A 20,116-nucleotide genomic window follows, 5' to 3' on the forward strand; every position below is an offset into this window, starting at 1 on the left:
GAGGACTGCGGAGCCTAAGGAGTAGCGCAGCTATCGGAAAGTCTTTTGGGTACCTTTTCTTCAGAAAAGGTACGGTTGCCTCCAATAGGGCACAGAATAAACGAACGGTTAAAAAGCCAGCGGTTTGAGCCGCAGTCCCGTTGTTTCCGGCAAGCCGCACATCAGGTTCATATTTTGGACCGCCTGTCCCGACGCCCCTTTCAAGAGATTGTCGATCACCGACATAACGAGGAGTTTGCCCTCATGCACCGTCAGGTGAACCAGACACTTGTTCGTATTAACCACCTGTTTCAGCGCGATCGGTCGGTCGCTCACATGCGTGAAAGCCGCCGAAGCGTAGTAATCCCCGTAGATCCGCCGCGCCTCGTCGAGCGTCCCGGCGAAGTCGGTGTAGACCGACGCGATGATCCCCCGCGTAAAGTCTCCGCGGTACGGAATAAAATTCACCGCCCCGCCGTAGTTCGGCTCGAACGACCGGATCATCTGCCCGACTTCGCGCAGGTGCTGGTGCTCGAAGACTTTGTACGTCGAGAGGTTATTGGCCCGCCACGAAAAGTGCGACGTCGCGGCCAGCTTCTGCCCCGCCCCGGTCGAACCGGTGGTCGCCGAGATGTGCACATCCCCCTTGATGAGCCGCTCGGCCGCCAAAGGCAACAGGGCGAGCTGCAAACAGGTGGCGAAACACCCCGGATTGGCGATATTCTTCGCTTCCCGAATCAACGCTCGGTTCTGTTCCGGCAGTCCGTAGACGAATTCATGCCCGTCGATCGATGTCTCGGGTGCGATCCGGAAGTCCTGCGAGAGGTCGATAATCCGCACGTCGGCCGGTATATGGTTGGCTTCGAGGAATTTCCGCGCGTCTCCGTGTCCGACGCACAGGAACATTACGTCCACTTTCGGCAGTTCACCGACCGGAGCGTCGGTGAACCGCATCTCGGTATCGCCGAACAGGTCGGCATGTACGTCGCTGACTAAATTCCCGCCGTTCGAGTTACTGTGCACGTACGCCAATTCGACGTTCGGATGGTTGATCAAAAGCCGCATGGCTTCGCCGCCGGTGTATCCGGCGCCGCCGATAATCCCTACACGTATCTTCTCCATAATATCTATATTATCCGTTCGATTAATCACTGCCCTATGTTTGAGGGTACTGTTCTCTTTGTGAACAAAGAGAACCAGAAAAACTTTCTGAGATGCTTACGCATCTCTTGAGCCTGCCGGATACCCTTGTCTTTGATTTGTCGGGGTGCGGGGAATCGGGCCGATATGATGAGGCTTGTACCTTATCGGCCCGATTCCCGCGCCCCGAACCAATGCAAAGAAAGAGGACTGCGGAGCCTAAGGAGTAGCGTAGCTATCTGAAAGTCTTTTGGGTACCTTTTCTTCAGAAAAGGTACGGTTACCTCCAACTAAGGCCGAGAATAAACGAACGGTTTATTTATCGATTTCAGAAGGATTTACCGCGTAATAGATCGCATTTTGGTTGCCGAAGATCCGCCCGAAACCCTTGACATCATCCGACGTCCAGTTACTCATCGTTTCGCCATAGGCACCGAACTTGCTGGACATCAGGTCATGCGGCGAGTCGATCCCCACCACCACAAACCGGTACGGGTAGAGATCCACGAAGACATCCCCCGAGACATTTCGCTGCGAATTTTCGAGGAACGCCTCCATATCGCGCATCACCGGGTCGTAATACTGCCCCTCGTGCAGATAATTGCCATAGAACGCCGAGAGCTGGTCTTTCCAGAAAAGCTGCCACTTGGCCAGCACATGTTTTTCCAGCATGTGGTGCGCCTTGATGATGATCATCGGCGCCGCTGCCTCGAACCCCACACGCCCCTTGATCCCGATAATCGTATCCCCCACGTGCATATCCCGTCCGATCGCATACGGCGCCGCAATGCGGTGCAAATCCTGAATCGCCCGGACTTTGTCGTCGTAGTGTTTGCCGTCGATCCCCACTAATTCGCCCCGTTCAAACGTCAGCGCGATTCGTTTCGCCGGCGCGTCGTGCGCCACCTTGAGCTGCGACGGATAAGCCGCTTCGGGCAGCGTCTCGCTGGAGGTCAAGGTCTCTTTCCCGCCGACCGAGGTGCCCCAAATCCCTTGATTGATCGAGTATTCGGCTTTCTTAAAGTCGAAATCGACACCGTGCGAACGCAGGTATGCGATCTCTTCTTCCCGTGCGAGGCGTTTTTCGCGGATCAAGGCGATGACTTCGATCTCCGGTGCTATAATATTGAAAATCATGTCGAACCGCACTTGGTCGTTCCCGGCGCCGGTCGAGCCGTGGCACAGATAGTCGGCGCCGATCTCTTTGGCATATTTCGCGATCGCGGTGGCCTGCGAAATCCGTTCGGAGCTGACTGAAATCGGATAGGTGCTGTTCTTGAGCACGTTCCCGAAGATCATGTATTTGATGCTCTGCTCGTAATAGGTGTGCGACACGTCTAACCGCACATAACTGGCTACGCCGAGCCCTTTGGCGCGGCTCTCGATCTTGGCTAATTCTTCGGCCGAAAATCCGCCGGTGTCGGCTAATGCGGCGTGTACTTCCAATCCGCGCTCTTTGGCTAAATAAATGGCGCAGTATGAGGTGTCCAAGCCGCCGCTGAAGGCTAATACGACTTTCTTCTTTTCCATAATCTTAACATGTTTTTATTGTCCGTTTTTCTTCGTCAGTCTTTAGCTACCGGATGGGACTGCCGCTTTCTTGTAAGAAAGCGGCGCAAAGAACTTTTGAGATAGCTACGCTACTCCTTACGCTCCGCAGTCCTCTTGCATTGAGTTTTCTTTGGGGTGTGGCAATAGCGGGCATAAAGTACAGTACTCAATTGCCCGCTATTGCTCACACCCCAAGAGAATCAAAGACAAGGATACCCGGCAGGCTCAAGAGATGCGCAAGCATCTCAGAAAGTTTTTCTGGTTCTCTTTGTTCACAAAGAGAACAGTTCACTCCCGTCGCTAAAACTGGCACAAAGAAAACGAACGATAATTATTTAAAGTTTTCAGGTTTAGGGAGATCCGCCGGCCACGGGACCCGGATCGAGTCCACCGCCGGATCGAACAACATCGCCGTGCAGAGACAATTCTTATGCTGTTTGCTCTGCAAGATCGGGAAATTGACACAACTTTCGCACCCCTTCCAGAACGTCTCGTCATCCGTCAGTTCCGCGAAGATCACCGGCCGGTAGCCCAGTTCGTTATTGATCTTCATGACCGGCAGGCCCGTCGTCAGCCCGAACAGCTTCGCCCCCGGGAACTTGACCAACGAAAGGAAAAACGTTTTGGTCTTGATCGCCTTGGCCAGCCCCAGTTTGCGAAATTCCGGATTGATAATCAGGCCCGAATTGGCCACATAAGCGCTGTGTCCCCAGCTTTCAATGTAGCTGAACCCGGCCCAGCGGCCATCCTTGTGGAAAGCCACCACGGCTTTGCCTTCGCGCATTTTGGAGGCCACGTATTCCGGAGTACGTTTGGCGATACCGGTACCGCGCGCCTTGGCGGATTCGGCCATCTCGGTGCAGATTTCCTGTGCGAATCGAGTGTGTTCCTCGGTAGCAACGAGGACATCGAAATCATCGATTGTCATCTTGTGTACAAGATTTATGTAGAATGTATGAATTTATTGTCCGGTAATTCGGGAAGCGTGCGGGACTGCCGTCGCAGCAAAAGAAAGACACCGGCGGAACACGCACAATACAAGGAGGCGTTCCTCTGTCATGTCGCTGCATCCCGCAAAAAATGAGGAGGGAGGCAGCTATGCAGGGGAACTATCGTCGTCGTCGCAGAGAAAGTGCGGAAGTATTCACGATCGTCCTCGGTTTCCGGTTTTCAGAAATAACGGGACAAAGGTATTAAAAATTTATAAGAATCGCCGATATTTTTCTCCGCAGATTTACTGGGCGGTGTCGGAAGGCAGGGAGGGCCATTCCCGAACAGAAAATACGGAACGGACACTGCGGTAATAATCGCGGGTTCTTTCCGTCGAGCAATCGACCGGATAATACGGCGGCTCGAAAGTCCGGGAAGGCGCGACATAGAGCATATAATGCGGTTGCAGGGCAGCGGAGAACTTGATATTCGGCATTCCATCCGCCGACACGAATATTTTGCGTTTGACCTGGACGGAAGCGACCGACGCCAGAAAATGGCGTTTATTCGAGAAACTGCCGATAATCACCGTATTCCGGGCGATTTCGGGATATTCGCCCAGGTTTATCAGTTCTTTGTTGATACATTCCACGCACATGCCTTCGCCGATATACAGGAGCAACACGCTCGAATCGGTCAGGTTTTCTCGCTCGAATACTTGTTTCCAAAAGGCTTCTTCGGGAACGGGGCGGGACGTGCCGCAGCTCCAGAACGCCAAAATCCAAAAGGCTATAATCGGGATTCGTTTCATGGGCGGAATTATCGGAGCATAAACAAAACCGGGTTGTCTTCCTCTGTATGACGTAATAACTTTTCTTTAATATTTTGAGGCAAATACCTGCTTTTCTTTATCTTTTCTTTATCTGTTGCTGAAAAAGGCTGCCTGAACCATCCATATAATGTACTGTCGGAATAACCGATTAATTCGACATCTGCAATTGATTCAAGTCCCAGAATGTCCCATTTTAAATTTTCGGAGTTATATGTTTTTCCGGTGACTTTATCGTAAATCACAAAAAATGCTTGTGCTTGTAACACTCGGAATTGCGAAGGATTTTGTTTAACGGCAGAAATAAATAACTGAGACGGCGTTAATCCTACATGGGTAACCATTTTAAAATCACCATCTTGAAACCATTGACTGACTTGAGCGACATATCCGATCGGATCCTTTGCAATGAGTTCCGAAAGTTTACGCTTGCAAATATCTTGTTTTTCCCCCATACAGACCCGATATAAAGGGGCTATTTTATTTTTACCAATGTCGTAGATTGTGTCGTTGATATGATAATATATTGTTTGTACGCCATTGGTCGCCAATGGCGCAGGAAGACTGTTTGGAAGAATGGTACCCGATGAAAATGCTCGTTGGATTTCCATTGTAGCCGTATCCAATTGTAATAAATCTATACCTAAAGAATATTCTTGAACATCATTAAAAGCCCAATAGAATGATTCCTTTTCTGGTACAACAGTTTGCTTTGCGTAATATCCCCGCTCTATTCTATGAGTTGCAATAAAATTTCCGTCTAAATCCAAATATAAAAAATGTCCGCTTTCAGCTATTAGTACGATCTGCTCTTTCCTTGGGTCAATGAAGAAATCTCCCAAATAAATATATTCTTGAGGGCCATTCCCCATACGGTCTATTCGAAAAAGAAATGTTCCGGTCGTATCGAAGCACAGTAAGTTGCATCGCGTATTCATTTGATTGAGTAAATAAATACGGTCTGCTTTGCACTCCAACCGTTTTACATCCATCCCAATTAATGATGAATCACAAGTTTCCAATGGAATCAAATCTATCTGTTGGAATAAACGGGAAATCGGCATTTTCTCGGAAGAGTTCACCTCAATAGCGGTCAATTCTTCCATACGGTTTGGTGTACATGAACCAACGATTAGAACCAGTAAACTTAATATTGAACTAATCTTTATTCTCATCATAGCTTCCCATACTTTTAACAAAAAAGCAGAATCACATATGATTCCGCCTTGAGTTTACAAGTCATCTCCCTACATTAGAAAACTGACATGCTGTAGTAGCCTCCGCATTACAAGCAACTTTTCCAATGGCGCCTGCCAAATCTGTTTTTCTATTGCAGACTGTTACAGTAAAAATCCCTCAGTGTTCCTCGAGATTTTCTTTGCATGGGGCTGCGAAAAGTTCGATATTGGCCAGCGTCAGATCGGACGGCCGTTCCTGAGGTTGCGCATAGAGACAACTCAGAACAACCCCGCTGCCGATTGCGAGTACACTACCCGCGACCAGCCTAATTTTGGCAAACTTTTTTAGGTTTGTTCTGTTCCAAAGTTAGACTTTTCTCAGCACAGCTCCAACCCATTTTAAAAATACGACAAAAAGTAATACAAAACAAATTTTATGAGCGTATAAATTTACGCGATTATATACTTTCCTCCTTTTTCGAGTTCGGCCCTGCGCCGGGGGCCGCTTCTCGCGGCCGGGGGGCGGCGCGAGCCGAAAAATTGGATAAGAAATGGCTGGTACGATAAAGTATATAATCGCGTAAATTTATTCCCTCTTGCGATCCCCTTATTCTTCTGGTGCCAAGAATCGGCGGCAGAAACTCCGCCAATGATCAAACGGCAGGCGGCACCCGCCACATGACGGTGCCGCCTGCATAAAGTTCTCCAACTGAAGTCCAGCATTAGAAGGTTCTCGAATCGCCCCCGCGATTCTCTCCCCCACCCGCCGTCCGTTATTCATCCGGCAGATCGAAACGAACCAACCGGCAAGGCTCTCCCTCCGAAGCCGTAAGCGCATAAATCACCCCTCGTTTGTCATCCACCGCGATCTTGCATAACGGCATATCAACATGATAGCTCCGCACCGGCCTCCCCTCCCAATCGAAAACGACAATCCGGTCGGGATAGGCATAAGCTCCCTGAGAACAACCGTTCAGTAAACCATATATATACCGATTCGTCACATCCAAATCCTCGAAGCCGATGACGGTGCGATCGGTTCGGGTAATTTGCGTCGGCGTTACCCCCTCGAAAATCTTATAAACCGGTTCGTATATACGATAAGTTCCGATCCTCTCCATCCGGTCATTATCCACACTGTAACAGTCCAACACCGCTCCGACGTAGGTCGCGCAGGCCAGCTTGGAACCATCGGGAGCCAAACGGTATTTGGCGGATGAATTGAAGATCGACCAAACTTCAGCCGGTGTGCCCATCGCGGTCAATTGCGGATAGGTATTCCAGATCGGCCGCACGGAGCCTTGTCCGGTATAAATGCCGAATCGGAGGAAGTCGTTGTTTCCGATGACGAGGAAATCTCCGGCAGGGATCCGAAGCAGGTCTGTAATTCGGGTGTACCGCTGCCGCACGAGCGAATCGGGAAGCGCCTGCCGCATATCGAACTCTCGAAACGGACAGGGCAGGGAATCGTGCAATGGATAACAGACTGTCTTTTTGCTTGCCGGATCATAAGCATAGGCGGTTCCGTTCCGGTCAAAGGTCAGTGTAGTGCTTTCCAACAGTTCTCCGGGGCCGCGGCCGCGTCGTCCGAAACTGCCGAGATAATCCCCCCGGTCGGAAAAGAGATGGAAGTATGCAGGCTCGCCCGGTATGGCCGCCCCCACATCGCGAATGACCAGCAAAGAGTCTGACAGAGCGATTTGCCGGGGAAAGTCAAAGATAAAATCGGCATTGATTAAGGTAGCCTGAAGCGTATCGGTGTCCGGGAAAACAGGATCGCCGCTGTATCGAACGGGCGATTGCCGGCAGGCATAGAGCACGAACAGGCAGAACAGAAAAACTACGTTTTTTGCCATCATGGTAGAAATATCGAACCTGCTCCGAACGGTCGGAACAGGTTCTTTATGAATCATCTGTGTCCTTACCAGCATTTATGACCGCCGGTCAGATTCCCTTTTCCTGCAGGAATCGTGGTCATACAAACCCCGCAGGTAAATCCGGGACAATCTCCTTTGCCTACGCAATTATAGGTCGTCACGGTTTCATTCTCGGCCAACGCTTCGATATTGGCCAGCGTCAGATCAGACGGCCGTTCGCGAGGTTGCGCATAGAGACAACTCAAGACAGCCCCGCTGCCGATTGCGAGTACACTACCCGCGACCAGCCTAATTTTGGCAAACTTTTTTAAGTTTGTTTTATTTTAAAGTTAGACTTTTCTCAGCACAGCTCCAACCCATTTCAAAAATACGGCAAAAAAAACAATATAAAACATATTTTATGAGCTATAAATTTATTTCCTCTTGCGATCCCCTTATTCTTCTGGTGCCAAGAACCGGCGGCAGAAAGTGACCCGATGGTACGGCGAAAGTCCGTACCGCATCACGGCATCGCGGTGTGCCCGGGTCGGATAGCCTTTGTTCTGTTTCCAACCGTAAACAGGGTATTCCTCGTGAATACGGATCATATAGTCGTCGCGGCAGGTCTTGGCCAGGACGGATGCTGCGGCGATAGGGGCGAGCTTGGCGTCTCCCTTGACGATACATTCGTATGGGATGATGAGCGTGCCGGGCCGGAAACGATTCCCGTCCACCAGCAGCCGGTCGACTTTCATCCCTTCGGGCAGCCGTTCCGCTAACTGTGCGAATGCCCGCCGCATGGCCCGGAATGAGGCGTTGAGGATATTGATTTCGTCGATCTCTGCGGCTGTCACTTCGCCGACGCCCCACGCCACGGCCTCGCGCTGGATCACTTCACGCAAGGCGTAGCGGTCGTGTTCGTTCATCTGCTTGGAGTCGTTCAGCCGTTCGTCGCGGAAACCGGGGGGCAGCAGTACTGCTCCGGCGAACACGGGCCCGGCCAGGGGCCCGCGCCCGGCTTCGTCCAAGCCGACTTCAATTCCTCCATATAAACTGAGCTCGAGCATCCGTTATCTGTTATGATTGTCCGGCTCCCTCTAAATTCAGCGGTGCTGTGCACCGTCGGTCGCGGCTTCGGCGGTGTGTTTCCAGATAGTTGCCAGTCGCACAGCCGGACACCTCACGATGACGAATGACCGCTACCGTTTTTTAGTACGCCTTCGCGAACAGAACCCGCCGGTGCGAAGGTTTGCCGCTGACAATGCAAGTACCCTCCTCCGCCGGCGCATCGACCGGAATACACCGAATCGTCGCCTTCGTCTCGTTTTTAATGAGCTCCTCCGTCTCCGGCGTCCCGTCCCAGTGAGCCAGAATAAACCCGCCCTTCTCCTCGAGCACCCGTTTGAACTCATCGTAAGTATCCACACGCGTAATCATCGAATCCCTGAACCGCAAAGCCTTGTCGTAGATATTCCGCTGAATATCCCCTAACAGCGATTCGATCCGCTCCGCAATCCCCGCCGCCGGCACCACCTCTTTCGTCAAAGTATCGCGCCGCGCCAGTTCGACCGTCCCGTTCGCCAAGTCCCGCGGCCCGATGGCCAGCCGCACCGGAACCCCCTTAAGCTCATATTCCGCGAACTTAAATCCGCTCCGCACATTGTCCCGGTCGTCGATCTTGACACTGATCCCCCGCGTCTTGAGTTCCGCCGCGATCTCTTCCATTTTCGAGACGATAGCCGCCAATTCCTCCTGCCCCTTGTAGATAGGCACCATCACCACCTGAATCGGCGCCAACTTCGGCGGCAGCACCAGACCGTTGTTGTCCGAATGCGCCATAATCAATGCCCCCATCAACCGCGTGGAGACCCCCCACGACGTCGCCCACACATAATCGAGCTGCCCCTCGCGGTTGGCGAACTGCACGTCGAACGCCTTGGCGAAATTCTGGCCCAAGAAATGCGAAGTCCCCGACTGGAGCGCCTTTCCGTCCTGCATCAACGCCTCGATCGTCAGCGTATCGTCCGCCCCGGCGAACCGTTCGCTGTCGCTCTTGTGTCCCACGATCACCGGCAAGGCCAGCCACTGTTCGGCAAAATCGCGGTAGACGCCGATCATCCGTTCCGCTTCGGCCATCGCCTCCTCGCGCGTGGCATGGGCCGTGTGCCCCTCCTGCCACAGAAACTCCGCCGTCCGCAAAAACAGCCGCGTCCGCATCTCCCACCGCACCACGTTGGCCCACTGGTTGCACAGAATCGGCAGGTCGCGATACGAATGAATCCAGTTCTTATAGGTATTCCAGATAATGGTCTCGGAAGTCGGCCGCACGATCAGCTCCTCTTCGAGTTTGGCCTCCGGATCGACGATCACCCCCTGCCCGTCCGGGTCGTTCTTGAGCCGATAATGCGTCACCACGGCGCACTCCTTGGCAAACCCCTCGACATGGTGCGCCTCTTTCGAGAAAAACGATTTCGGGATGAAGAGCGGGAAATAAGCGTTCACATGCCCCGTCGCCTTGAACATGTCGTCCAGCGCGCGCTGCATCTTTTCCCAAATGGCGTAGCCGTAGGGCTTGATCACCATGCAGCCGCGCACGGCGGAACCCTCCGCCAGCCCGGCCTTGACCACCAGTTCGTTATACCATCTGCTGTAATCTTCCTCGCGCGAGGTGAGGTCTTTGAGCTCTTTTGCCATGAGTTTCGTATATTTTTCCGATGGGCAAAGATAAACAAAATCCGCCGCTCCCGCTATTTCGGGAGGGCGGAAAAAGGGTTCGGACGCACAATCGGCTGACAGAGGCGGTCACAGCTCGGGCAGGAGAATCTCCGCCACCCGATTCTGTTCGCTCTCCTGAATCAGAGCATAGAGCTTGCCCGACCGGCTGTCAGCCGCAATGCGATTGACGGGACGATCCAGCCGGATACGTGCCACCGGTTCGCCTGCATGATCGAAGACCAGCAACTGGTCGGCTTCGGAGACCTCGTCGCTCAGCAGACGTTCCGAGAACAACAGATAATAATACCGGTCGTCGGCGGTAAGGCTTTCGACGCCTTGCATATTATTGGGATCGACGGCCACGGTGTAAAACCGGGCCTCCGGATCGGACATGGGGGTAAAAAGAGGGGCCTGAACAATATATTCGCGGATTTTGCGGACATGATCGTCGTCAGCCCGAAAGAATTTCAGCACCAAACCGTCTCGAGAGGCGTACATGAAGTGCCGGCCGTCCGGCGACCGCAGCAAGGGCCCCTGCTGTCCGAATGCGTTGTCATAGGAGGCGATAGTGCGTCCTTCCGGGTCGGGGACATAGTCGTCGATGGCCTCTACTCGCTTCCCCATGCTGTCCAACAGATAGAATTGCAGATCATCACTTGCCGAACTGCCACTCCCGACATGTCTGCGGCCGGCAATAGGAAGCATCTCCATGTAATCGACATCGACGACCTGCCTGGCGAAAGAGGGAGCAAGTTTTTCGGCCACGACCGGCACGGTCAACACCTGCTTAGCCGGAGTGTTATAAACATACAGATCGCCGTCATTTTCGTGCAAAGAACCGATATAAACCACTTCATTCGGCCCTTTTCCTTTCCGGATCACTCCGACTGAGCGAAAGGTCATTGTGTCGAAAATAGTAATGGCAGGATCGGTACGATTGGAACCGACAACGAAGCGTCCGCAGGAGGCGACAAAATATTCGCCGTCGGAGGCGTTGCCCTCCAAAGCGCCCATCATACGAGTCCGGGCCTGCATCTCAGCTGACGGAGGAAACAGATCTTCGAGTTCAGGGACCGTATCCCGCCGGCCGCAGCCGAACAGCCAAATCCCGCTGATCGCAACGAATATCCTAAAAATTTTTTGCATTGTTTATCCTTAAAGCGGTTGAACGGATGTCCAAGTGCCGGGGAAAATGACCCCATCTACCTCAAAACAGCCTCCACTGCCTTTGCACCGACCTTTTTCCCACCCAAATCCACTTCGTAATCGACTTCTGCCATCGCCTCGAGATTGGCGAGGGTAAGATATGAAAGCTGCTCCTTAGGTTGTGCTTTGAGATAGGTCATTACCGCCCCGGCGCAGGCATTATCTCAGGGAACTTTCTCAAAAATTACATGTCTCGGGCGCCGGACAATGTATGACGTGTTCCGCGGTCGCATTTTTCCCAAAGATATGACATGAAATCCAAACGATTAATTTTTCCTGCAAAAAAGGTCCGGTTGCCTTTGGGCAACCGGACGTCACAAAGAGTCGATTTTTCGTATGCGCCAAGAATTGGTGTCCCGTTCGCCTCAAAATAGCTCGCTCGCGAAGCCGGCAGTTACTGAATGGAATAAAAAATCAGCAACGGATTGTCATTTTCGTCCACCTTAAGGCCTTGCCTATAGGCGGCGTATCTGGAACTCGAGAGAAACTCCGCCGCTTCTGCCACCTCGATAAAGTAATCCTCGGTAGCACATGCTATCGGTTTAACCGAAATAATTCCCGGAGCCTCAACTATACATTGTCTGCCATTTTTCGCATGGTAATACCAACTGTACTCTGTATCACCCAGCGAAAAAACCATCCCCCACCAATCGCGTGTTGGATAAAAACTCGGAAAGCTAACGATCCCGTGCTTTTCAAATTCATCCATAAACGTCCCGGCCGTTAATGTCTGTATAAATTCCGGAGTAATAGTATGAACTCCGAAGTCAAGTTTAATTTGCTTCACATCGGACGTATCAGGACCGACCGTATAAATACTGGAACTGAAATCCGGGAAATAATAGACCTTCCCATCGGATTCGGTAAAGGGGAAGACGGCAGGGATACTGACCGTAGTTTTTGCCAGTATCGGCGCAATCGTTTCATATTTTTTCCGTCCCTCCCTATCGGTAACAATCAACGTCCCATCCTGATTATAAGCCGATTTAAACGCCATGTAATTCTCCATCACGACTATTGCTTCCGGAGCGAAATCCAACGGAATTGTCCGCAGGTACTGCCCCGTCAGAGAATAGACCAATACGCTTTTTTTTGCATTGGTAACGACATATAGTTCGTCCCGGAAGACCCAAAAGTTACTAATCGTTATGTATTCCTGTGGCCCGTGCCCGACTTTTTGCACTTTCGACAGGTATTTTCCATTCAGGTCATAAACCACGATCTTGAATTGGTCTTGTACCAGAATATTCCGACCGGCGATCTTCACCCGATAGAACTGGTCGAAAAGAGCCTCATTATTGGTCTCCAGCTGAATAATTCGCTCCACTTTTAAAGTCGGCTCGGGAGCTTTGAAATCGACTACGACCTGCTCTGTTTCCATCTCAGTCTGCGGACCCGAACAAGCCAGCATGAGTCCCAACGTACAAAGAGTAAAAATTTTATTTATCATCATTAACACAAATTAACAAAAAGAAACACCCTGCCCCCACACACAATGAAAATAGCAGGAACAGGGCATTTTATAAACGATTCGAAGATTAGAATGTACAATAATCCGACCCGCCCGGAACAATAATCCAGTCTTCCCTATCCTCGTTCACCATCAGCCCGCAAAGTATCTATTGCAGACCGGTACAGCTTCCACATTGCCGCATTACCGATCGGCGAACCGACCAGTACGATCCGGTTGTCGCCATCCAACAGGAAAGTATTGAAAATCGGATGGACAGGCAAATTATTGGCCTCCCAAAACTCACTATCCGGATCAGTCAGCACCGTTGCCGGACAATGACCGTTCCTGACTGCCGGAACCGCCTTCTCCGGTTGTTCAGCAACCACAAAAACAACCGGCACCTTTCCTTGCCAACGTCTCAGTTCTCTCATATAAATATTCCATTGCGGAATATGCATCTGGCACAGATTACATTCCTGAGCCGTAACGCAAACCAATATTTTCGGCACAATAGCAACCGCCTGTAACCTGAGTGAATCGGACATCCACAGCCGGGTGGAAGCCAGCAGGGAATCAGAGAAAACGATCTTTTGTCCGATCAATCGCTGAACCCTTCCATCGCCCTGCCGTCCGCTTCCGCATCCTGCGCATACCAACATCGCCCCGATCCATAATACGATACGTTTCATCGGGTTCCCTACTTCAACGTATAAAAGACCAACGCGCAATCCCCATCAAGAACATGTTTACGGACATTATCCGGCAATTTTGCTATCTGCGGCTCCGTCTTTTCCAGAAAAATTTCGGAATCCGGCGTCACCCAGCTGACAAATGTAGAATCATTGACCGGATAAAAACCCGCAGTCTGGTCCCGCACGACATAACGTCCTTGATCCAGATAAATCCGACCGTCCCGCAAATCGACCATGAAGATATCCCATTCGCCGCCGGGCATAGTAATCTGCCCCATCAGATACGGGCCGACGACCGCAGGATTCCACTCTCCGATCCGATAATAATCGAATGTTTCATTCGCAGGCAAATCGCGCACCTCCCGCCGTTTTTCGTAGGCGATCCGATGCCGCTCCGGAAAATCGAAATGAATGCAACGTGTAAGATGCCCCTGACGGTTATAAAAGTAGACCGAATCGCTGCCCCCTTGCATCCAGATCATCAAAGAATCAGAAACTTCGGTCAGTAAAGCCCGTGTCGATGATGCGTCGTATTTCTCGCGTTTCCATTCCGGTTGCATCCGATCGTCCGTTTTGTACAATCCGTATCTATTTTCGGGATTTTCCCGATAATAGATATCTCCGGTCCACAAGAAACCGCTGTCGCAGGCAGCGAACGAAGCGAGATCCGCATCCGCGAGCGGAATATCCTCCACGAACTGCCCGTCAAGCGTATAAACGACCATTTTCCCGGCGTGGCCGTCGGCTATGAACAATCTATCGCCGCGGATCGTGAAATCATCGATCTGGATCATTTCCCCGGGTCCCTTTCCCGCCTGGCCGATATGCCGCCTGTAAGCACCGTCCGGCCCGAAGACCCGAATCCCGTAATCGGCACGCATGCCGTCATCCATGACATAAATTTCATCCCTATACACCCGGATCTTGGATATATCGGACAAAAAGCTCTCCGGTGTACTTTCCAAAGGAACGTATCGTACGGCCGCGATCAAATCCTGCAACAAACCGGCCGAGTCGGGCTGCCACTCGATCGTTCGGGTAACGACATCGTCCATGCCTGCATCCGTTCGGGCCGCTTCTTGACGCGTACCGCAGGCGCTCATCCCCAACCAGATTCCCGCCCACAAGACAAAACACGATTTCCTCATATTTACGCAAATGATTAAAAACAATTCAAAAACGGGCGGGATACCCGAACGCATCCCGCCCAAATAACGACCCGATTACAACAGGCAGTGGATATTGATACAATCGCCACCATTCTCACGGCCTTCGCAAATCACATGATGCGTTTTGCACGCCCTGCATTCATCTTTGGATTCGTGGGCAGGCCCCTGAACAATCGGCCTCACATCCATTCCGCCCCCTATCGCTTCGATATTGGCCAGCGTCAGGGCCGACATCGGCTGTCGGGGCTGTGCTTTGAGGTAAGTCATCATTGCGCCGCCGCAGATCAAGGCTGCACCGCCAGTTACCAACAGAACTTTGGTCATCTTTCTCCTGATCCCATGAAGTTTTAGCGGTTAATATTTTTGTTTTTACTCGATCTTCCGATCGAATGATGTATCAAATATAGATAACGTTCTTTCTATTGTAAAATTTCATTGAAATATCGTATTGCAAAACGATCCACGCAAAGCAAAAACCGAAGTAAAAAATATCGTAAACCTATTGATTGCAACGCGGTATCTCCCGGCAGAGAGTGCCGGCCGAAACTCCGGAATTCCCATGCCCGCTGTAACGCGAGGTGAGCTCTTTTGAGCTCTTTTGCCATAGGTTTCGTTGTTTTTTCCGATGCGCAAAGATAGGAATTACGACCGAGGCGGCAGAGAAAAAACGGCTTTATTTTCGTTATCTTGTAATAAAAAGATTCCCCACAAATGTAAGGGAATCTTTTTCGGATTGTCTTCGGCTGAGTAGGGTGTGCCCTGTAAAGGCTCACCGCAGTCCCGAGAGGTCGAACGTGTAGAATTGCGCAGAATCGCACACCGCACTATAGCCATACAAAGTGTGCCGAATAGAGTCGAGGACGACGTCGTCTATCCGGCGGCCTAAATCCACCCGGGTTTCCCCCGTTCCATCCTCAGACCGATAGATTTCCAACGATGACACAATGCCGTCTCCGCTGAAAGCACCGTCGGGATAGCCTTGATAAAGCGCATAAATTCGCTCGCCGTCACACTGTACAGCAGAATAATGCCGAATCATCCGGTCGTCTTCGTCGCGAATCGAAAGCTCTTCTTGAGGTTCGCCGGTGCCGATCACGTAATCGAGCTGAAAACCGTCGCGACCGACGTCATACACCTCGATGCGATCGATATACTGATAGGCAAGCACCAGTTTCCCTTGACAGTAAGCGGCGGTAAAAAGATACGGATAAGACCCGGCCCGTTCGGAGCCTGACAAGGGAAAAGACAGGCTGGCCCGGATTTCAGAAACGGCCATGTCGATCAGATCGATCTCCGGGAAGCGCGGAGGAAAGGCAATCCCGATGTATAACGTGTCTTTGGTCTGCCAAAGACGCGAATAGGCTTTCGGCAACGCGCGCGCTTTCATCCAAACAGGGAATTGCAAGGTTTGGAGCAAAGCTACCGTATCCCCTTTTTGCCGATAGAGGCAGAACCGATTGGGCATCGACTCGAAGAGAGCGGTTTCATCGGCCCGTTGCATGCAAGCCATTCCGGGACTGAGGTATTCTCCGGGGCCGCGGCCTTGCCGTCCGAACCGGCAGAGAGGTTGCAATTCCGGCAACGAAAACAGGTGACTGAAATGGTCGGCTTGGTTGTCGAGAAGCCACAGCCGGTCTCCCTGAACGTACCACCGGAAAGGGTGCACCAAGTAAGGCAGAGGCACTGAATCGGCTGCCAGCCGCGCGCTGCGTTCGAAAGCTTTTTCGCGGGCGGGCATGCTCCCCGGTGTACGACCGCATGCTACAAAGCACAGCCCCACAAGTGTTCCTAACAGAATTTTTCCGCTCATTTCTGAAATGAATATCAATGGGCTACCACCTTTTGCAGTCTTCTTTTCCTTGCCCTATTACAACAACGTAGCAACAATCGTAGATACGTTCGTTACCTTGTTTGATGCGGCGATAGCCGTTATAGTTGTCGCAATCTCCATTATGTTCATCCCCCACGGCCAATGCTTCGATATTGGCCAGCGTCAGGGCCGACATCGGCTGTCGGGGTTGTGCTTTGAGATAAGTCATCATCGCGCCGCCGCAGATCAAGGCTGCACCGTCAGTTGCCAGCAGAACTTTGGTCATCTTTCTCCTGATCCCATGAAGTTTTAGCGGTTAATATTTTTGTTTTACTCGATCTTCCGATCGAATGACGTATCAAATATAGACAACTTTCTTTCTATTGTAAAATCGTATTATTGATTCAGTAAGATCATCCCCCACAAAGCAGAAAACCGAAGTAAAAATATCGTAAACCTATTGATTGCAACACGGTATCTCCCGGCAGAGAGTGCCGGCCGAAACTCCGGAACTCCCATGCCCGCTGTAACGCGAGATGAGCTCTTTTGAGCTCTTTTGTCATAGGTTTCGTTGTTTTTTCCGATGCCCAAAGATAGGAATTACGACCGAGGAGGCAAAACACAGCGGTCGGGCCGCCCTTCGAGGTGGCCCGACCGCATATCCCGCCAGCGGAAACAAACTTAGAACTTGACCGCGAAAGTCAGAATCACGTTGTGGTTTTTGTCTTCCGTATAAATCGTACCGTCGGTGCATACCTGGTAGTCATCGGATGCCGTATAGTCGAACGGTTTGTAAGGCATCTGTTTGGCGCTGCCGTACACATAAGCCAAGTCAACGCTCACCGCCCGGTTCCGGTAGCCGATACCGCCCGACCACTGCTGGTATTCGCCGTACCGCCTGAACTCGCTGCCTTTATAAACCGAGCTGCTGTACCCGTAGCCCGCCCGCAGAAACAGCGAGCGCACCGGCTGAAACTCGACCCCCGCCCGCACGACATCCGACGGCGTGTACAACGCCCCGATCTCTTCATTGACGTCCTGATAACCGTCCGAAGTGTATTTCATATGCTGATACCACGTCCGTTCGTAGTCCACACTGATGATCCCCGCCGTCCCGATCGTGGCCGAAACCCCCGCCAGCAGCCGCGACGGCGTGCGCATATTGTACTCGTTCCGCAGGATCGGCGTGTCGCTATACCCCGGCTCTTTGTAACGCGTGTCCCATACCGTCATATTCGCATCGTATTCCTCGCTCATATTGATCCACGTCGGCGAATGGTAGGCCACCCCGATGCGCAGCCACGGCATCGGCCGCACGGTAGCCCCCACCTTGATATTGACCCCCGCTCCGCTCATCCGCAGGTTCTGGTCGTAATACATGCTCTCCAACCCCACATTCCCCGTCGAGGCGAACTCCGAATAGGTGTCGAACCGGCTGTAGTAAATATCCTGGATCCCGAGGGTCGCCCCGATGTATAAAATGTCCTTGAGATTATATCCCCCGCTGATGGTGTACTCGTTGATCGCTCCCGAAGTACGGCGATACCAGTCCGGATAAATCAGCGTCCCGCTCTGGATCATATTCGTCATGGTATAGGCCTGCGGATTGTCCGGCCCTATGCCTGTCCCCGGCACAGGGTCGAGCAGAGCGGTCTGGTAGCCCATGATCGCCCCCCACATCGCCGGCGGATAATCGAAGAAAGCCCTGTAGACGTTATTGTCCGGAGAGCCGATGGTTGATGACGGAACTCCGTAGAGCTGCTCGACGAACATGTCCCCGATCGAGAGTTTTTCGCCGTAGCCGATCGCATGGCTGCGGCCGTTGAAATCGGCCAGCCGGTTCATGCCGAATCCTAAGGCGAAGTGATCTCCCGCATAGACCATCGAGAAGCTCCCGACGTTGCCTTTCGTCTTGCTGAGTTTGTTGGATACGTTCCCGCCCGGCCCGCTGTAATCCGCCGCCCGGCCCGAGATGCGCAGCCCCGGACTGACGCTCACCTCTCCTCTGCCGTACATGGCTATACCCGCCGGGTTGATGCTCATCGTCGCCGCGTCGGCCCCCAGCGAGGTGAATGCACCGCCCATCCCCGCCGAGCGGGCGCTGGATATGCCGAAATTCTGGCGCGAAAACAGCAGCAACTCTTCCGAACCCTGCGCCCGCACGCTTTCCGCTGCGACAAAGACCATACTTCCGGCTATCGCCAGCGTCGCCTGCATAAGATTCTTTTTCATAGTCGTTTCTAATTAAAAAGTGACCCTTCCGCCGTATCAATCGTATGCCGCAGACATCCCCGGGTTATCTGCGCCGGTATCCTCCGCCGCCCACAGAGCCGCCGCTGCTTCCCCGCGAAGGTGCCGAATAGCTCGGTTCGCTCCGCTGCGGAGTTTGGGTACGAACCGGGGTCTCGCGTCTCGGCGCCGGCGTCACGGTCGTCTCGCGACGGTACGAGCGGTCGATCGTCGAGCCGGAAGATGTGCCTGTATTGCCGCCGGTCACGGTCGGACGGGAAGACGCGGCCGGATTATACTGATTGCCGGAGCTTCCCGGACGCAGCGTCCCGCCCGGTCTGCGGTTCACTGCTCCGCTGCCGCTGTTGATCGAGACCCCGGTGCCGTTCTCGTTGCGACGGTACCCGCCCGAATAAGCCGGACGCCCCGAAGGGCCTCCCGGACGGTAACCCGGATCGCCGCCGCCCGGACGATAGCCCGGCGCGGGTCTCCAGCCCGGCCGATCGTTGCCCCAGATCACAGGCCGGCCATGATACGGATCATGCCATCCCCCGCCCCAATAGGGCGGATAGTATCCGGGCCCCCAGCCCCAGGAAGGACCCCAACTCCAATAAGGTCTCCAGCCCCAGGAAGGACCCCAGTACGGCCCATAGTACGGCCCGTACCATCCGTAATATCCCCAGCCCCACGGATTGCGCCACGGCAAGTACCAGTAATAATCCCACGGATCGTCCCACCACCAGCCCGGCCCGAAGCCGAGGTTCAGGTTGACCGTGACGTTGCTCCGGTTCTGCTGCGGCAAAACGAGTTTCAGATCGCGAATCCCCGCAGCCGGATCGCTGCCGTCGAACAGGGCCGAGATATAAACCGGTTCGACCCACATTTCATTGCCGAAAGTGATGATATTGTATAGATCCGGATCGTACTTGTTGCTCAGCATCCGGTGGTAGTTTTCCATCAGCTGCCAGTAGCTGTCGTCCATCTCCCGGTAGCTCTTGTAGGCCTCGATCCGCCGCTGGAGCGCTTCGTCATAGTTGGTCACCAGTTCCGACTGTCCGGAAGACGGCTGTACGGCCGTCGGAGAGCTCTGCGCCGGTGTCCAGTTGACCGGCATCTGCTGCGCCTGCGTACGGGTCTGTTCCTGCACCTTGACCGCCTGCGACTCGGCTTTCCTGCTCTTTCGCGTCGATCCCCGGTACAGGTCGTCGACATACCCGTCCTGGGCGAAAACTCCCGCTACGGCCCACAAGGAGAGGATCAGGATCATAAGGAATTTTTTCATAGCCGTATCTTTATGTGTTAAAAGTCCGTACTGCAATCCCCCGCCTCTTTATCCTTTTGACGCACGAGACTTTACAAAGTTAAATTTTTTCGCGATT

At 52.7% G+C, this 20,116-nt stretch carries 19 protein-coding genes; all 19 read right to left on the reverse strand.

Going from position 1 to position 20,116, the window contains the following annotated elements:
* Positions 1–108 precede the first annotated feature (108 nt).
* On the reverse strand, positions 109–1,101 hold the full coding sequence (argC, locus tag Q0Z93_RS02290) for an N-acetyl-gamma-glutamyl-phosphate reductase (protein ID WP_298062164.1): 993 nt from the start codon (positions 1,099–1,101) through the stop codon (positions 109–111).
* 333 nt (positions 1,102–1,434) lie between these two features.
* Positions 1,435–2,649, reverse strand: a complete 1,215-nt coding sequence (locus Q0Z93_RS02295) for an argininosuccinate synthase domain-containing protein (protein WP_298062166.1) — start codon at positions 2,647–2,649, stop codon at positions 1,435–1,437.
* 352 nt (positions 2,650–3,001) lie between these two features.
* Complete coding sequence (locus tag Q0Z93_RS02300; RefSeq protein WP_298062168.1) at positions 3,002–3,598, reverse strand: GNAT family N-acetyltransferase; 597 nt, start codon at positions 3,596–3,598, stop codon at positions 3,002–3,004.
* A gap of 306 nt (positions 3,599–3,904) precedes the next feature.
* The gene (locus Q0Z93_RS02305; RefSeq protein ID WP_298062170.1) at positions 3,905–4,411 is read right to left on the reverse strand and encodes a hypothetical protein; all 507 of its coding nucleotides are present in this window, start codon (positions 4,409–4,411) and stop codon (positions 3,905–3,907) included.
* Positions 4,412–4,419: 8 nt separating this feature from the next.
* The gene (locus Q0Z93_RS02310) at positions 4,420–5,535 is read right to left on the reverse strand and encodes a 6-bladed beta-propeller (RefSeq protein WP_298062172.1); all 1,116 of its coding nucleotides are present in this window, start codon (positions 5,533–5,535) and stop codon (positions 4,420–4,422) included.
* An 845-nt stretch (positions 5,536–6,380) separates the two neighbouring features.
* Positions 6,381–7,463, reverse strand: coding sequence for a BF3164 family lipoprotein (locus Q0Z93_RS02315; protein WP_298062174.1), 1,083 nt, complete (start codon positions 7,461–7,463; stop codon positions 6,381–6,383).
* 65 nt (positions 7,464–7,528) lie between these two features.
* Positions 7,529–7,729 carry an NVEALA domain-containing protein gene (locus Q0Z93_RS02320; protein ID WP_298062176.1) on the reverse strand — a complete coding sequence of 67 codons (201 nt, stop codon included), beginning with the start codon at positions 7,727–7,729 and terminating at the stop codon, positions 7,529–7,531.
* 189 nt (positions 7,730–7,918) lie between these two features.
* Positions 7,919–8,530, reverse strand: a complete 612-nt coding sequence (locus Q0Z93_RS02325) for a ribonuclease HII (RefSeq protein ID WP_298062178.1) — start codon at positions 8,528–8,530, stop codon at positions 7,919–7,921.
* Between the two features lie 142 nt (positions 8,531–8,672).
* Entirely contained in the window at positions 8,673–10,157 is a 1,485-nt protein-coding gene (gene proS / locus Q0Z93_RS02330; RefSeq protein ID WP_298062179.1) for a proline--tRNA ligase, read from the reverse strand.
* 108 nt (positions 10,158–10,265) lie between these two features.
* A complete protein-coding gene (locus tag Q0Z93_RS02335) occupies positions 10,266–11,324 on the reverse strand; it encodes a hypothetical protein (protein ID WP_298062181.1) in 1,059 nt (352 codons plus the stop codon).
* Between the two features lie 56 nt (positions 11,325–11,380).
* Positions 11,381–11,524: a hypothetical protein gene (locus Q0Z93_RS02340; protein WP_298062183.1), complete on the reverse strand. Its 144-nt coding sequence runs from the start codon at positions 11,522–11,524 to the stop codon at positions 11,381–11,383.
* A gap of 254 nt (positions 11,525–11,778) precedes the next feature.
* Entirely contained in the window at positions 11,779–12,834 is a 1,056-nt protein-coding gene (locus Q0Z93_RS02345; protein ID WP_298062185.1) for a 6-bladed beta-propeller, read from the reverse strand.
* 137 nt (positions 12,835–12,971) lie between these two features.
* Positions 12,972–13,526 carry a hypothetical protein gene (locus Q0Z93_RS02350; RefSeq protein ID WP_298062187.1) on the reverse strand — a complete coding sequence of 185 codons (555 nt, stop codon included), beginning with the start codon at positions 13,524–13,526 and terminating at the stop codon, positions 12,972–12,974.
* Positions 13,527–13,534: 8 nt separating this feature from the next.
* Positions 13,535–14,677 carry a 6-bladed beta-propeller gene (locus Q0Z93_RS02355; protein WP_298062189.1) on the reverse strand — a complete coding sequence of 381 codons (1,143 nt, stop codon included), beginning with the start codon at positions 14,675–14,677 and terminating at the stop codon, positions 13,535–13,537.
* 75 nt (positions 14,678–14,752) lie between these two features.
* Positions 14,753–15,022: a hypothetical protein gene (locus Q0Z93_RS02360; protein WP_298062191.1), complete on the reverse strand. Its 270-nt coding sequence runs from the start codon at positions 15,020–15,022 to the stop codon at positions 14,753–14,755.
* Between the two features lie 445 nt (positions 15,023–15,467).
* Positions 15,468–16,508: a BF3164 family lipoprotein gene (locus tag Q0Z93_RS02365; protein ID WP_298062194.1), complete on the reverse strand. Its 1,041-nt coding sequence runs from the start codon at positions 16,506–16,508 to the stop codon at positions 15,468–15,470.
* A gap of 22 nt (positions 16,509–16,530) precedes the next feature.
* Positions 16,531–16,794, reverse strand: coding sequence for an NVEALA domain-containing protein (locus Q0Z93_RS02370; RefSeq protein WP_298062196.1), 264 nt, complete (start codon positions 16,792–16,794; stop codon positions 16,531–16,533).
* 395 nt (positions 16,795–17,189) lie between these two features.
* The gene (locus Q0Z93_RS02375; protein WP_298062198.1) at positions 17,190–18,740 is read right to left on the reverse strand and encodes a hypothetical protein; all 1,551 of its coding nucleotides are present in this window, start codon (positions 18,738–18,740) and stop codon (positions 17,190–17,192) included.
* 64 nt (positions 18,741–18,804) lie between these two features.
* Positions 18,805–20,019: a hypothetical protein gene (locus Q0Z93_RS02380; protein WP_298062200.1), complete on the reverse strand. Its 1,215-nt coding sequence runs from the start codon at positions 20,017–20,019 to the stop codon at positions 18,805–18,807.
* Positions 20,020–20,116 lie beyond the last annotated feature (97 nt).

The sequence above is a fragment of the uncultured Rikenella sp. genome, assembly GCF_947628055.1.
Lineage (GTDB): Bacteria > Bacteroidota > Bacteroidia > Bacteroidales > Rikenellaceae > Rikenella.